The sequence below is a fragment of the Luteolibacter algae genome, assembly GCF_042683045.1.
Taxonomy (GTDB): Bacteria; Verrucomicrobiota; Verrucomicrobiia; order Verrucomicrobiales; family Akkermansiaceae; genus Luteolibacter; species Luteolibacter algae.
The window spans coordinates 219,808-234,442 of sequence record NZ_JBHUIT010000002.1 but is presented as its reverse complement, the minus strand read 5'-3'; the positions used below and the strand labels follow the sequence as shown (position 1 = coordinate 234,442).

Annotated in this window: 6 protein-coding genes and 1 pseudogene; 5 read left to right on the top strand and 2 right to left on the bottom strand. The window is 54.6% G+C overall.

Annotated elements, in window-relative coordinates; all coding sequences use genetic code 11:
* Positions 1 to 12: 12 nt before the first annotated feature.
* On the bottom strand, positions 13 to 1,572 hold the full coding sequence (locus ACFSSA_RS02240) for a trypsin-like serine peptidase (protein WP_386818142.1): 1,560 nt from the start codon (positions 1,570 to 1,572) through the stop codon (positions 13 to 15).
* 128 nt (positions 1,573 to 1,700) lie between these two features.
* Between ACFSSA_RS02240 and ACFSSA_RS02235 the strand changes: the two are divergent.
* Positions 1,701 to 3,023, top strand: a pseudogene (locus ACFSSA_RS02235) (MBL fold metallo-hydrolase); the annotation flags it as partial.
* 100 nt (positions 3,024 to 3,123) lie between these two features.
* Here the strand turns inward: ACFSSA_RS02235 and ACFSSA_RS02230 are convergent.
* Complete coding sequence (locus tag ACFSSA_RS02230) at positions 3,124 to 4,044, bottom strand: AraC family transcriptional regulator (protein WP_386818141.1); 921 nt, start codon at positions 4,042 to 4,044, stop codon at positions 3,124 to 3,126.
* A gap of 136 nt (positions 4,045 to 4,180) precedes the next feature.
* On the opposite strand from ACFSSA_RS02230, the gene ACFSSA_RS02225 reads away from it, so the two are divergent.
* The 4 genes from ACFSSA_RS02225 to ACFSSA_RS02210 are packed head-to-tail and all read left to right on the top strand — an operon-like array spanning position 4,181 to position 14,534.
* Positions 4,181 to 5,608 carry a sugar porter family MFS transporter gene (locus ACFSSA_RS02225; RefSeq protein WP_386818140.1) on the top strand — a complete coding sequence of 476 codons (1,428 nt, stop codon included), beginning with the start codon at positions 4,181 to 4,183 and terminating at the stop codon, positions 5,606 to 5,608.
* A complete protein-coding gene (locus ACFSSA_RS02220; RefSeq protein ID WP_386818139.1) occupies positions 5,598 to 8,114 on the top strand; it encodes a glycosyl hydrolase family 95 catalytic domain-containing protein in 2,517 nt (838 codons plus the stop codon). Before ACFSSA_RS02225 ends, ACFSSA_RS02220 begins: the two co-directional genes overlap by 11 nt.
* Positions 8,111 to 11,308, top strand: a complete 3,198-nt coding sequence (locus ACFSSA_RS02215; protein ID WP_386818138.1) for a DUF5107 domain-containing protein — start codon at positions 8,111 to 8,113, stop codon at positions 11,306 to 11,308. Before ACFSSA_RS02220 ends, ACFSSA_RS02215 begins: the two co-directional genes overlap by 4 nt.
* Positions 11,289 to 14,534, top strand: a complete 3,246-nt coding sequence (locus ACFSSA_RS02210; RefSeq protein ID WP_386818137.1) for a discoidin domain-containing protein — start codon at positions 11,289 to 11,291, stop codon at positions 14,532 to 14,534. The genes ACFSSA_RS02215 and ACFSSA_RS02210 overlap by 20 nt, the downstream gene beginning before the upstream one ends.
* Positions 14,535 to 14,635 lie beyond the last annotated feature (101 nt).

Below are 14,635 nucleotides of genomic sequence, written 5' to 3'. Positions count from 1 at the left end.
CATTTCGTTGAGTTATGGCGCCGGGTGTAGGCTCTCGATCTTCAGGCGCACAAAAAGCTTTTCCGGTGATCCACCGGGAAATGTCGCGGTGACTTTCTCGAAGCCCGGGATTGCCGGATCGTATGGCGCGGTGCTGATCGCATAGCCGCTTGGGGGGGTGCTACTGAAGGAGCCAGCCTCAAGAGTTTCAGAAAATTGCAGCACGTAGCTCAGATTGTAGGCTGCGGGATCGATACGCTGCGGAAAGGTGTAGCTGATTTCTCCGGAAGTTTCCGAGCTTTGCGGGGCGAGAGGTATGCCTGCAGCGGTCAACTGGGAGGAAACCGCGGGATCCCCTCCAAGGGCGAATTCCATGAGATTGGGAAAACCATCAGAATCTGGATCGTCCAGTTCACCTTTTTCCGCCAGTTCCGATACGAAGCCGGCAAAGGTCTCTGAAATCGGCATCGTCAGGGTCTCGTTCAGCTCCGGGCTGCCATCGGAGCGATGAATGACAGAAACCGAGAACTCCGGAAGGACGGGAATTTCATCGAAGCCAACTGTCGCTGTGGAAGAACTGCTGCCGGGAAGCTCCGCTCTGCGCATGTGATAGGTGCCCACGCTAGGATTTTCGATAATCCAACCCGGCGCACTGAGCGTATCCGGGATGGCATTCGCGGGGAAAATGAGAGTCAAACGCGGATTCGTCGCCACTGATGATGATGTGTTGCCGAGGGAGATCTCGAGCCCACCCGGCTCGGTTTGGCGGAGTGTGGAATGGCTGGATGCGATCGCCAGGGTGACCGGAGTCGGGTAGGCGGGGATCAGCTGGTAGCCTTCCGGCGCGAGCAGATCATTGATCGTTGCCGCATAGTGGGGGATAAAACTATCTACGCTGACCCGGGAGCCGACCGTTGTGCCGGCGGCCAGATGCACGCCGACGAGGGCTGGCTGATTGTTCGCGATGGCAAAGCTCGGGCTGCCGGAATCTCCGGTGACAAGATAGGAATCGTCCTGATCTCCCGCAAGATTTGTATAGAAGAAGCGGAACGCTCGCGTCTGCTCAATGCCCGAGCCAACAAAATTGTAAAAACTGGAAATCCTGCCCCGTCCCGCCCGCTGAGTCTGGCCGAAGACTGTGAGCACGGTATTATTGTAAGCCGCCTCGGTGGCTAGGTTGAGATAGGCCATTGGGGCGACTCCCTCTGCCTCATCGATTGGTTCGTTGAGCCTGATGATGATCACATCTGAGGTGCCGCCGGTATCATTAGGCACCGTGATATTGGTGGCCAGTGATCGATCGATTGCCGTTCCGCGGGAGGAAATGAAGCGGAGATTTCCGCCTCCGGAAAAATGTCGGGCAAAAATCACGTGCTCCGGCGTGACCAGGGCGAACTGGCGGTTGTCTCCGGGATTTGTGGCGAAGCCGACACCGGTATAAAGGCTGGAATTGTAATAGGCGGCATGATTGAGAGCTAGTTCCTGGCCTTCGGTCACAAAGCGATCATGCCGGCTGGCAGAGTAATTGCGGATCTCCAGCCCCTGACTGAAAGTGGAACCGAACAAAAGAAGAACCAAAGCCTTGCGCATCATATAGTAGATTCATTGTATACACCGCCTCCTGCGGGGTTGTCCGGCTTTATTTTCGGATTTTTTTGTAAGTCGATGGGTATGTGGCCTGTGGGTTGACAGTTTGCCGTGGATTGGGGAGTCTGCGGCAGATGGTTTTCAAAAGTTTGTGCAGGGATGTGGGAATTGGGGCAAATTCGTATTTGCTTCAGTCCGGAGGAGTGAACGTGATTTTGGATGCCGGGATGCACCCGAAGGAAGAAGGCCGGATGGCGATTCCACGTTATGAGCTTGTCCGCGATAACTCCGCGGAGGCGATTTTTGTCACTCATTCACATTTGGATCACGTCGGCACCCTCCCTGTCTGCGTGGAACGCCAGAAAAATGCCAGGATCTTTCTATCGCAGGAAACCGCGGAGCTTGCCTGCGCGATGCTTCACAACTCCGTCAATGTGATGGAATCCAAACGTGTGGAGCTCGGAATTACAGATTACCCGTTTTTCCGCCACGGTCAGCTGGACAGGATGAAGGGAATTTTCGAGCGTCGTAATGTTGGCCGTAAATTCGATGTCGATGAGGGAGGGAAGATCCGCGCGGAGTTTTTCGATGCGGGCCATATCATGGGCTCTGTCGGCGTGATGTTCGAGGCGGAGGGAAAGAAGGTTTTCTACACCGGCGACGTGAATTTCGAAGACAGCACGCTCCAGAAAGGGGCAGTCTTTCCCAAGGAAGAAGTCGATGTTCTGATCGTGGAAACCACCCGTGGAGAGCAGCCACGGCGGGAGGATTACTCACGGAAAACCGAGGAAAATGAGTTGGCGGAAGCCATCAATGGTGTCCTCAAGCGAGGCGGCTCCGTTCTGCTTCCCGTTTTTGCGATGGGTAAGACACAAGAGGTCCTGGCCATGCTTCAGCGCTTCAAGGAGGATGGTTTGGTCAATGCGAAGACCCCCGTCTACATCGGCGGCCTCAGCACGAAGATGACGACCATCTATGACAAATTCAGCGATGTTTCCCGCCGCAACCGCCCTGGTTTCAAGTTCCTTACCGATATGGAACTGGCGGGAGGAAACAAAAAGCGGGTCGGGCCAATTCCGTTCAACAATGGCTGCATCTATGCGCTTTCCAGCGGAATGATGTCGGAGAAAACCGTCTCGAATAATTTCGCCCGCCAAGGTCTGCTGGAAAATAAAAAGCATGGCTTGTTCTTCGTGGGGTATGCGGATTCCGAGACTCCGGGCGGAAAAATCAAAGCGGCATCGCCTGGCGATAAAGTTGAGCTGGATCCAGCCTTTCCGCCGGTTCCTCTTAATTGTGAAGTGAGGTCTTTTGACTTCAGCGGGCATTCCACCCGCGATGCGATCGCGGACTTCGCAGTCAGCGTGAATCCGAAGAAAGTATTTCTCGTTCATGGTGACGAAGGAGCGATGGCCTGGTTCAAGCAGGAGCTGCAGACACGCCTCCCGAATGCGGAGGTCATCATCCCGGAGCCGGGCGTGGAGTTCGAGCTGTAAGATCTTCCGGCGTAGGCCGTCCGGAGCAAAGTGAAGCCCGTTCCCGGTGGCGCGGGGTAGTCTAGGCTTTGAAAAGTTTTCTCAAGTTTTCCCGGTAGGAGGTCGGAGAGGTTCCCTGGACCTTTTTGAACAGCCTGCTGAAATAATAGGCGTCTTCATAACCGATTTTGTGCGCGACTTCCTGGATATTCATTTCGGTCTGATCCAGCAGTTCACAGGCTTTGCGGATCTTGAGCTGGATGAAATAGGTCATTGGCGATTGGTTGTGGTGCGCTTTGAAAAGTTTGCTGTAGTAAGGGACGGACTGGTTGGCGTGGGTCGCCAAATCTTTCAGCGTTAGCGGCATGTTGAGATGCCTGCCCATGAATTGCAGCGTTTCCATCATGCGGTTTTGAGCGGATTGCTTCTGTGGCTCGATATGGGCTTGGTGGAGTTTGATTTTACTGAAGAGCACCATTAGCTCGCTGGTCATGGAGAGGAGTCCGGCGTCGCTGAAGTAGTAGTTCAGGGAGGCGTAGATGTTCTCGAAGGCGTCACGCATCAGGTGCGTATCGGGGACGTAGAGCCGGGGACCGGATCGATCGATATCGAAGCTGGTCAGGACTTCCCTGATTTGGTGGCCGCTGAAATGGATCCAAAAAATGGACCACGGGTATTTGTCATCCGCGTGGTAAATATGCGGGGTGTGGGGCGGGATGATTGCGACATGGCCGGGCTTGATCGTGTAATGATCGTCTCCCAGATAGAGCGAGCCGCTTCCGGTGAGGCAGTAAATGAGGATGGCTTGCGGGGCCCCGTCCTTGCGCTCGACGTAGTGGTGGGGCGCCGTGAGGAAGGAGCCGATATGCGTGATGTGCAATTGGCTTACGAGTGGTAAAATGCGGCTTCGTTCGATCGCGTTAGCGGGTAGCACGACCAAGCGCTGCTCGGGAAACCCTTCGCGGATGCGTGTTTCGGCGGATTCCGTGACATTTGGCGTCATGTGGTCAGTATACTTGATGAGATAAGATAGTCCATCCTTGAGGATCGAATACACCATTTTAATTACATCCTGCCTGTGATTTTATATTTCTTATCAAGAGCATTTTGTTCGGAAATCTTCGGAAACCCAATCCTCAATGAAAACGACCTATAACCTGAAATACATCTGGATGATCAGTCTGGTGGCGGCGATGGGTGGTTTGTTGTTTGGTTACGACTGGGTGGTGATCGGTGGGGCCAAGCCGTTCTATGAGGTGTATTTCGGGCTAACCGGCTCCGACAATGCCTGGTTGGCGGGGTGGGCGATGAGTTCGGCGCTGGCTGGTTGCCTTGGCGGCGCGCTGTTGTCAGGAGCGGTTTCCGATCGGTTTGGTCGAAAGAAGATTCTAGTGGGGGCTGCGGTTTTATTCACGGTTTCGGCCATCTGGACGGCGCTGGCAGGGAATTTTGACAGCTTCATCATTGCACGGATCATCGGCGGGATTGGCATCGGGCTCGCATCGAATGTTTCACCGATGTACATCGCGGAGATCTCGCCGCCGGAGATGCGGGGCAAGTTTGTCTCGATCAACCAGTTAACCATCGTGGTCGGTGTGCTAGCGGCTCAACTGGTCAATCTGGGCATCTACAACGCGAATCCCGTGGCGGACGATGCCACGGCGGAGATCATCCTCAATTCCTGGGCCGGACAATACGGTTGGCGATGGATGTTTGCTGCGGAAGCGATCCCGGCGGGGCTCTTTTTTCTGATGGCTTTGCTTGTGCCGGAATCTCCGCGCTGGTTGCTCACGCAATCCCGAATGGAACGGGCACGCGGGGTTCTGGCAAAGATCGGCGGCTCAAGCTTTGCTGATGCGGAGGTGGCCGGGATTCATGCAAGCCTTGCTGGCGAGCAAGGGAAGCCACGTATCAGGGAAATTCTAACACCACGGTTTATCAGAATTTTATGCCTTGGAGTCTTTATCGCAGTCTTCCAACAGTGGTGCGGGATCAACGTAATTTTCAACTACGCCCAGGAGATCTTTGAGGCGGCTGGCTACGACGTTAGCGGGATGATGTTCAATATTGTAATCACCGGAGTCGTAAATCTGGTTTTCACTTTTGTCGCGATCAAAACCGTGGACCGCTGGGGACGCCGTCCGCTGATGTTGCTGGGCTCCGGTGGCTTGATGGTGACGTATGGGATTCTTGGTGCCTGCTTCTATTTCGAGCTCAAGGGGATCTTCGTGTTGGTCGCGGTCCTGGTGGCGATTGCGTGTTACGCCATGACCCTCGCCCCAATCACCTGGGTTCTTCTATCCGAGATTTTTCCCAATCGCATTCGCGGTGCGGCGATGAGCCTTTGCGTCTCCGCACTGTGGATCGCCTGCTTCGCCCTGACCGTCACCTTCAAGCCGATGAATGTGGCATTGGGTGCTTCTGGAACTTTCTGGCTCTACGGGCTGATTTGCATGGTTGGCTTCTGGGTGATCCACCGCTGGATTCCGGAAACCAAGGGCAAGTCATTGGAAGAGATCGAACGCGAGCTCGTTGATCGAAACGTCGAAATTCACCATGATAAATAAACCATTTACCTCGATTCTGATTGCGGCATTCGCGACCTGCGGAAACCTCTGGGCGGCGAAGATTGAAGCCATCCCGCTGGAGCAGCGCAAGGCCCTGGATTTCCTTCCGGGCATGTGCAGCACCCAGCCGGCGGGGCGTTGGGACAGCGGCCTTGTCACTGGGAACGGCATCATGGGTGCGTCGGTTCTCGGGCAGCCCTACAAGGAAAAGATCATCTTCAACCATGAACGGCTTTTCCGCCCGATTCTGGACGAGCGCCCTTTACCGCCGAAGATCTCCCGAGCCCTTCCCGAAGTCCGCCGCTTGATGAAAGAAGGAAAATCCGGCCCGGCACATGCCTACTGGCAGAAGGTGATGGCGGAGGAAGGTCATACTGAAATCATCAATACGCCATCCTATCATCCGGCCTACACGATGGAGGTCACCCGCAAGGATTCCGGGGATGTGACCGACTATCTTCGGACCCTTGATTTCATGAGCGGAGAGGTGGTGGTCCGCTTCCGCAATGAGGCTGGGGCGTGGCTCAACAGGACCTTTGTTTCCCGCGAGGACAATGTCATCGTGCAGGTGTTCGAGTCGCCGGATGGCAAGCCGCTCCAATTGGATCTTCGATTGGTCGATCAATGGCAGGGGCTCGGCGAAGGGATGGCGCGCATCACCACCGATCTATCCGGCGAGTGGATGACCGCGCGATGCAAATACAAGAAGACGGCGAGAGGATACGAGGGGACCACGCGGGTCATTTGCGACAGCGGAAGGGTAGAGCAAAGCGGGGACATGCTGCGTTGTCTGGATGCAAAGCGCGTATTGCTGCTGACCCGGATCACGGATCTTGAAGATTTTGAGCACTCACAGATCGGTGAAATGCAGGCGAGTTTGTCCAAGCTTCCTGCGGACTACGAGCAGCTACTGGAGCGGCATGTCAAACTCCACCGTCCGGTGATGGAGCGGATGGCGATCGATCTGGACCAATCAGATGATCGATATCTGTCCTCGGAGGAACTGATCGCGAAACAAAGTGAGCCCGGCAGGCGTTCCATTGTCCCGGCGCTGCTTCAGAAGATGTTTTATATGGGGCGCTATGCGTTGCTGTCATCCAGCGGCAACTATCCTCCGCCGCTAACCGGCATTTGGAACGGATCTCACACGCCGGCGTGGTCGGGGGATTTCACCTTGGATACCAATTTGAACCAGCAAATCGCCGGAGCCAATACCTGCGCCTTGCCTGAGGCTCTGATGTCCTATCTGGAGTTGATCGAGGAAATCGCTCCGTCATGGGAGGTGAACGCCATGAATATCTATGGTTGCCGCGGATACCTATCTGGCGTGCGAACCGCTGGTCGGGAAAACTACCACACCCATTTCGACAAATGGCCGGGGCATTGTTGGACGGCAGGCGCATCGTGGCTGATCTATCCGCTCTACGAGTATTACCAGGTGACAGGGGACAAGGAGTTTCTGAAGGATCGGGTCCTGCCGCTCATGGAGAAGAGCGTGTTATTCTATGAGGATTTTCTAACGGAATATGACCAAGATGGAAGGTATCTGTTTGTTCCGTCATATTCGCCGGAGCAAGGGGCGAACCTTTCGATAAACGCAGTCCAGGACATTGCCGCAGCGAAACAAGCGATCCAGAACCTAATCGATTCCTATCAGGCACTCGAGATTAATCCGGACCGGGTCGCAAGCCTCCGGGAAATGCTGAAAAAATTTCCTCCCTATCTGATCAATGAGAGCGGGGCGTTCAAGGAGTGGGCGTATGCGCCCTACTCGGATGCTTACAACCATCGGCACATGTCGCACAGCTACCCCGTCTGGCCCGCCCACGAGTTAGACTGGGAGGAGCACATGGAAATGATGAAGGCGATGAGAGTCGCGCTGGAACTGAAACTGCCCCAGGACTGGTCCGGCCATAACTTCGCGATCCGCGCGTTCTGTGCCGCACGAACGAAGTATCCCCAGTTGTTCTACCAGAATCTGTTTTCACTGATGCGCTTCGATCTCATCAGTCCAAATCTGGTCACTCTCCATAATCCGGGCTGGAGCCCGAACACGGATGTCCTCTGCGGATTGCCCGCAATGATCTCGGAAGCCTTGGTCTACTCCAAACCCGGCGTGATCGAGCTCCTTCCTGCCTGGTCTCCCGATTTACCCAATGGGTCAATTCACGGCATCCGCAGTCGCAGCCAGGCGAGCATCGATTCGCTCGTGTGGGATTTGGAAAAGAAGAGGGTCACGACCGTGATCACCTCCCTCACAGACCAGTGGATCACGTTGTATGTCCGTCAAGGCATCGCATCGATCAAGACCGATGCCGAGATGAAGCCTGCGGAACCTCAGAATATCGCGCGGATGGTTCATTTGAAGAAAGGAGAGCCGGTCCGCTTGGAGATTCAGCTGGAGAAAAAGATCAACGACTACGGGATCAATCCTCCGGCTTTTCCGCTGGAAGAGGCGGAGAGAATTCATGCCGAGCGGAAAGCCAACAAGCAAAAGGGAAAATGAGTAAAGTAAGCGCGATTCGCAAAAAAATCACCATCCCGACCTATGGTTTGGGAACTCCGGAGAAGCACCCGCTTTTCTTCGAGAAACGGGTCTATCAGGGATCCAGCGGCAAGGTGTATCCTGTGCCATTCATCGACAAAGTCTATGATTCACCGGAGAACCGGGATTATGATTCCGTGCTGTTGGAGAACGACTTTGTGAGGCTGGTGATGCTGCCGGAAATTGGCGGGCGCATCTATCTCGGACAGGACAAGGTCAACAACGACTATGATTTCTTTTATCGAAATGATGTCATCAAGCCTGCTCTGGTTGGGCTGGCAGGCCCGTGGATTTCCGGGGGAGTGGAGTTCAACTGGCCGCAGCACCATCGCCCGGGCACTTACATGCCCACCGATACCCACATCGAGGAAGAGGCGGATGGAGCGAAGACGCTTTGGCTGTCGGAGCACGATCCGATCGACAGGCTCAAGGGCATGCACGGGATTCGGATTCGGCCCGATTCCTCGCTGATCGAGCTGCGGGCTCGCTTGTTCAACCGGACTCCCTTTACCCGAACCTTTCTGTGGTGGGCGAATGTCGCGGCCCTGGTGCATGAGAACTATCAGAGCTTCTTTCCACCAGATGTTCACTATGTCGCAGATCACGCCGTGCGGGCCCAGAGTTCATTTCCTATCGCGGAAAATGCCTATTACGGGGTCGATTACGCGGCGCGAAAGGGCGCGAATGATCTTAGCCTCTATAAAAACATCCCTGTGCCGACCAGTTACATGGTTTGTGATACGAACTTCGACTTTTTTGGCGGCTACGACTTCGATGCCGGGGGAGGATTTATTCATGTCGCCAATCGGCACATTTCCCCCGGGAAGAAGCAGTGGACCTGGGGGAATCATGAGTTTGGCAAGGCATGGGACCGTGAACTCACTGACGAAAACGGCCCCTATGTGGAACTGATGGCCGGGGTCTACACGGATAATCAACCGGATTTCAGCTATCTGTTGCCCTATGAAACCAAGACCTTCTCCCAGTTCTGGTGGCCCTACAAAAAGATCGGTCCCGTCCAGAATGCCACCGAAGATGCCGCGGTTCGTTTGGTTCTAAATGACGACCGTTCGCTGGATCTGGGAGCGGTTGTTTCGCGGCGCTTCGCAGACGCTCGCATCGTGTTGCGGGATGGTGACCGGGTTCTGCTTGATGAACGGGTGGACCTTTCGCCCGAGGAGCCCTGGCAGAATCAGGATCTCCGGTTCGATGGGGAGGATGTCACGTCGCTCGAACTTTCAGTGGAAGGGCTTGTGTCCTATCGTCCGTTAAATTCCGCCTCGCTTGAGAGGAGCCGTGAGGTCGCCACGGAACCACCCATGCCGGAGGATATCGAGAGCATCGAGGAGCTATATCTAACCGCAGATCATTTGGAGCATGTCAGGCACCCGACCCGCTATCCCGAGTTGTATTGGGAGGAAGCTCTGCGCCGGGAACCGACGGACTTGCGCTCCAATCTCGCTTTCGGTCGAAAGAAGCTCAAACAAGGGCGCCTCGCTGATGCAGCGCTTCATTTTGAAGTCGCCATCAAGAGCCTGACCTGTCGTCACCCGAATCCAAATACCGGAGAGGCGCACTACTTCCTTGGCCTGACCCGCCGTTTCCAAGGACGCCTTGAGGATGCTTACGCAGCATTTTACAAGGCCACCTGGAATTTCGAATGGCGGGCGGCGGCCTACTACGAACTGGCGATGATTGATTCGCGAAGAGCCGATTGGCACAGGGCGCTAACGCATTGCGAGGCAGCGCTTGATACCAATCGACAGAACAACAAGGCCCTGGTCCTCAAAGCACTCGTCATGAAGCAACTCGGCCTGGATGCGTCCGCCGTTCTTGAAGGCGTGTTGGCTGCCGATCCGCTCGATCACTGGGCGCGATATGTCTCCGGAGATATCGAAGGGTTTCTGGCGAAGAGCCGCAACGATGCGCAAACGGTTCTGGATATCGCCTACGACTTTGCTGATTCCGGATTTAGAGCCGAGGCGATTCAACTGCTGAAACTACATCATGAGCGTGAGGTCGTTGAGGTCGCGGTGCCAAACCCACTTGGAAAATCCCAGCTGAGCCACTATGCCTTGGCCTGGTTGCAGGAGGATCAGGCTCTCCTCGAAAAGGCCCGGGCACTGGACCCGGACTATTTCTTCCCGTCACGATTGCATGACCAGTTGGTGCTGGAATGGACGCTGGCCCAGGAAGGGGATGATTGCAACGCCGCCTTCGGCCTGGGGAACTACTATTTCGACCGTAAACGGCACGAAGACGCGATTGCCACATGGGAACGATTTCCCGCCAGCGCAACTGTTTGTCGAAACCTCGGAATCGCTTACTACAATGTCCGCCGCGATGAAGACGCGGCTCGTGCTTACTATCAGAAGGCACTTGAACTTGCTCCGTCCGACGCGCGTTTGTTTGCCGAGTATGATCAACTCCGTGCGAAGTTGGGTGATCCCGTTGAAGAGCGACTGCTTGCCCTTCTCTCGAAGCGGCAATTGGTGGACGATCGCGATGATTGCTCGGTGGCTTTGGTGGAGTTGTATAACTTGACGGATCAGCCAGAGAACGCGCTGGAATTGTTGCTCAATCGTCGTTTCCATCCATGGGAAGGAGGTGAGGGGAAGGTTCTCCGTCAGTTTACGGTCGCTCACTTGTTACTTGGACAAAAGGCGTTGGATGGAGGTGACGCAGCGCGTGCCTTGGATCATTTCACAAAAGCGATGCAGCCGCCGGAAAACCTGGGAGAGGCTTATCATCTTTTGCAGGCCAAGACGGATGTAAACTACTGGACCGGTAGAGCACTGCGTGCGCTCGGTAACGAACGCGAGGCTCAGAAATGTTTCGAATCCAGTGCCGGGGAAGCAGGCGATTTCCAAGGAATGGAAGTGACCGAGCACTCCGCGCTCTCATATTACCGCGGATTGTCATTGCTGGAGCTTGGGCGGAGCGACGAGGCCAATGCGCTTTTCGCTGACCTAAAGCTGTTTGCCGAGAATGAGCTGACTCGTCCGGCGAAGATCGACTACTTCGCGACTTCGCTGCCGCTCCTGCTTGTATTCGAAGATGACCTTGAACAGTCACGCCGGAAGGAAATGAACCATCTCATCGATTTGGCGACCAGAGGACTGGAAAAATTAAATTATGAAACTATCACTTATTAAAATTTCGATTGCCGCATCCTGCGCCCTGATCACAGGAGCGTTAGGATTTACCAAACCTGAATACGCACCCGTTTATCAACCACCGGTCGCAGCGGGCGAGGCGAAGGTGACAGTCGGCGGCGAGGGTGCTGATCTATCCGGCGCGTGGAATATCAGGCTGGATGATGAAAAGACTCCACGGGGAACAAGCGAACGGTGGTTCGAAAAAACGGATTTCACGGAGAAGATCATACTGCCGGATGCCTTGCAGAACGCGGGCTTCGGGAGCCCCGTCACGCTGGATACGAAGTGGATGGGGGTTTCGGGACACCACCTTTGGTTTACCAAAAAATACGAGAAATACAGGCAACCCGGAAACATCAAAGTTCCATTTTTCCTCCAGCCGGAACGCCGCTTCATCGGTGAGGCGTGGTATCAGAAGAGCATCGTGATCGGGGAGGATGTTCCGAAGGATAAGGACCTGATTCTCACGCTGGAAAGGCCTCATTGGTCGTCGACTGTTTGGCTGAATGGGGAATTGGTGGGGAGTGACGATTCCCTGGGAGTGCCACATGTGTTCAATTTGGGGAGAAACCCAAAAGCCGGGACTTACAATCTCGTTGTCAAAGTGAACAACACCCTGCTTCTGCCGGTCGGCGATCGGGCGCACAGTGTTTCAGACGAAACCCAGGGTGCGTGGAATGGGATCATCGGTGAGATGCGTCTCGATTGGAGGAATATGATTTTTCTCGAGAGGATCAAGGTCTCAACGGACTACAAGTCCCGTTCAGCCGAGGTGGAAATCCGGATCGAAAATACCAGTGGAAAGACGTCGAAGGTGGAGCTCGAAGTTGCAGACGAAAAGCATGTCCTCGATCTTGAGACAGGGATCTCCAGCCATCGCTATACCGTCCATTTCGGAAACGATGCGGAGCTTTGGAGCGAGTTCACACCCGTGTTGCACGACTTGAATGTTTCCCTGCATTCGGATCAGGGAGTTGAGTCGGAGGTAGTCCACGTCGGGCTCCGCAACTGGGAAACAGAAGGCCAGAAGCTGCTGCTCAATGGCAAGGAGACCTTTATGCGAGGCACGCTGGATTGCTGCATTTTCCCTCTGACCGGCTACCCGCCGACCGATGTGGACTTTTGGATGAAGCACCTTGGCAAGATGCGGGATTCTGGCATCAATCATGTCCGTTTCCACTCGTGGTGCCCGCCAAGAGCTGCCTTTATCGCCGGTGATCGACTGGGCATGTATTTGATGCCTGAAACCCATATTTGGGGTGATCCCTCCAATCCAAAATTCGACGGCTGGGTCGAGAGGGAAGGTAAACGGATTCTAGACACCTACGGCAATCATCCGTCGCTGTCGTTCTTCACTCACGGCAATGAGCCAGGGGAGAATGAAACCAATGCGGCGTTTCTCACCGAGCTCACCCGCGAGATGAAAGCCTACGACTCGCGCATGCTTCACACGGGAGCCGCCAATACGATTCAGACGACCGAGGACGAGTTCACCTGCTCCGCCTTTCCGAGAGGTCCCAGCGGCTGGAAAGGAAAGAGCTTCACATCGCCCTATCACAATCCCTACCTCCAACATGAAGTCGGCCAGTGGTGCGCTTATCCGAATTTCGATGAAATGAAGAAATACACCGGTCCGCTCAAGCCGAAGAACTTCGAGATCTTTTTCGAACAGGCGGAGGAGAATGGTGTGCTCCACCAGTGGAAGGATTTCGTGCAGGCATCGGGAAAACTTCAGGCAGCCTGCTACAAGGAGGACTGCGAGGCCGCGCTCGCATCCGAGGGCGTCTCGGGCACTCAGCTACTAGGAATCTCGGATTTTTCCGGACAAGGGACTTCACTGGTCGGCTACCTCGATGCCTTCTACGATGAGAAGGGCTACTTCACCAAAGAGGAGTTTTCAAAGTTCTGGAATCCAAGCGTTCCCCTGGCGCGGATGAAGTCCTATGTATATAAAAACTCCGATGTTCTGACGGCACCGGTTCTTTATGCCTACTTCGGCGATAGGGATCTCATCGACCAAACGCTCATTTGGGAAGTTTCCAGCTCGGACGGGAAGGTTTTAGTCACGAACCATTTCGAAAACCTCACGATTAGAAATGGTAGGAACACGATTGGATCCCTCTCGATCCCTTTGAAGGAAGTTGCCGCGCCAGCCAACTACACCCTGACTCTCCGGCTCAAAGGGACGGAAATCTCGAATCATTGGGAGTTCATGGTGTGCCAGGATGATCCTTCCATGGATCAAGGCGATGTCCTGGTTCATCGTGAGATCGGCAAGTCCATGGAGGAGGATTTGGCCAAGGGGAAATCGGTGCTCTTCATTCCCGGCGAGTTCAGCCGGGCCCATCCCAAAATGAGTTTTGCTCCGGTTTATTGGAACAAGTTTTTGTTCTCCCATAACAAAGACCGGGTAACGCTTGGGACCTTGATCCGGGATCAACATCCGCTTTTCCGGAATTTTCCAACCAAGGGGCATACCACTTGGAACTGGGAGGCGATTCTGAACAGCTCCTACGGTCTCGCCATGGAGAAACTTCCTGCCGGTGGCATGATCGTTCAGCCCATTGATGACTGGAACCGCAACCGGCAACTTGGCTTCATCTTTGAGTATCGGGTCGGCACGGGGAAACTGCTTGTCAGCATGGCCGACCTTTTTGCGCAGCAAGACAGCGATCCTGCGGCAAAGCAATTGCTGAGCTCAATGCTCACCTACATGAACAGCAGCGAGTTCGCTCCCGCCACGCAAGCGAGTCTATCTGACCTAGCGGATGCTCTCAAATATGCGAGTAACAAGTCGACCATGCTTGATCTGGGAGCCTCTGTTAAAGAAGTTAGCCGCGCCTGGTCCAACACCGGAGGTCAAGCCATCGATGGTGATGATGTCACCGGTTGGCAGGGTAAGTTTACTGGCGTTGAGGACTATATAATCATCGATCTCGGTCGGGAGCAGACGCTCCAAGGGATTCTGCTGACCAATACGACAGTGAAGGAGTTCGAAGTCCGGATGGGGAATGACTTGGAGAACCTCCAGCCCGTCTCACTCAGGAACTCCGAGGGGAAAGTCGTCAGTTCGCTAGTTCTCGATGAAGAGAAGATGAAATCCTCCCAGAAAATCGGCTTCGAGAAAGAGGCCGCGGGTCGGTATCTGAAAATTGATATCAAGGCGATCCATGGAGGGATCATCGATTTCAACGAAATGGATGTCATCTTCGTTATCATGTAGAAGCGAATAATCCATCATCCGGTGATTGATCGTCCATTCACCGGGGAGATCCACCTGTTAGGATCGCAGATGCTCCAGTCCAGCAAAGAGCTACTAAATAT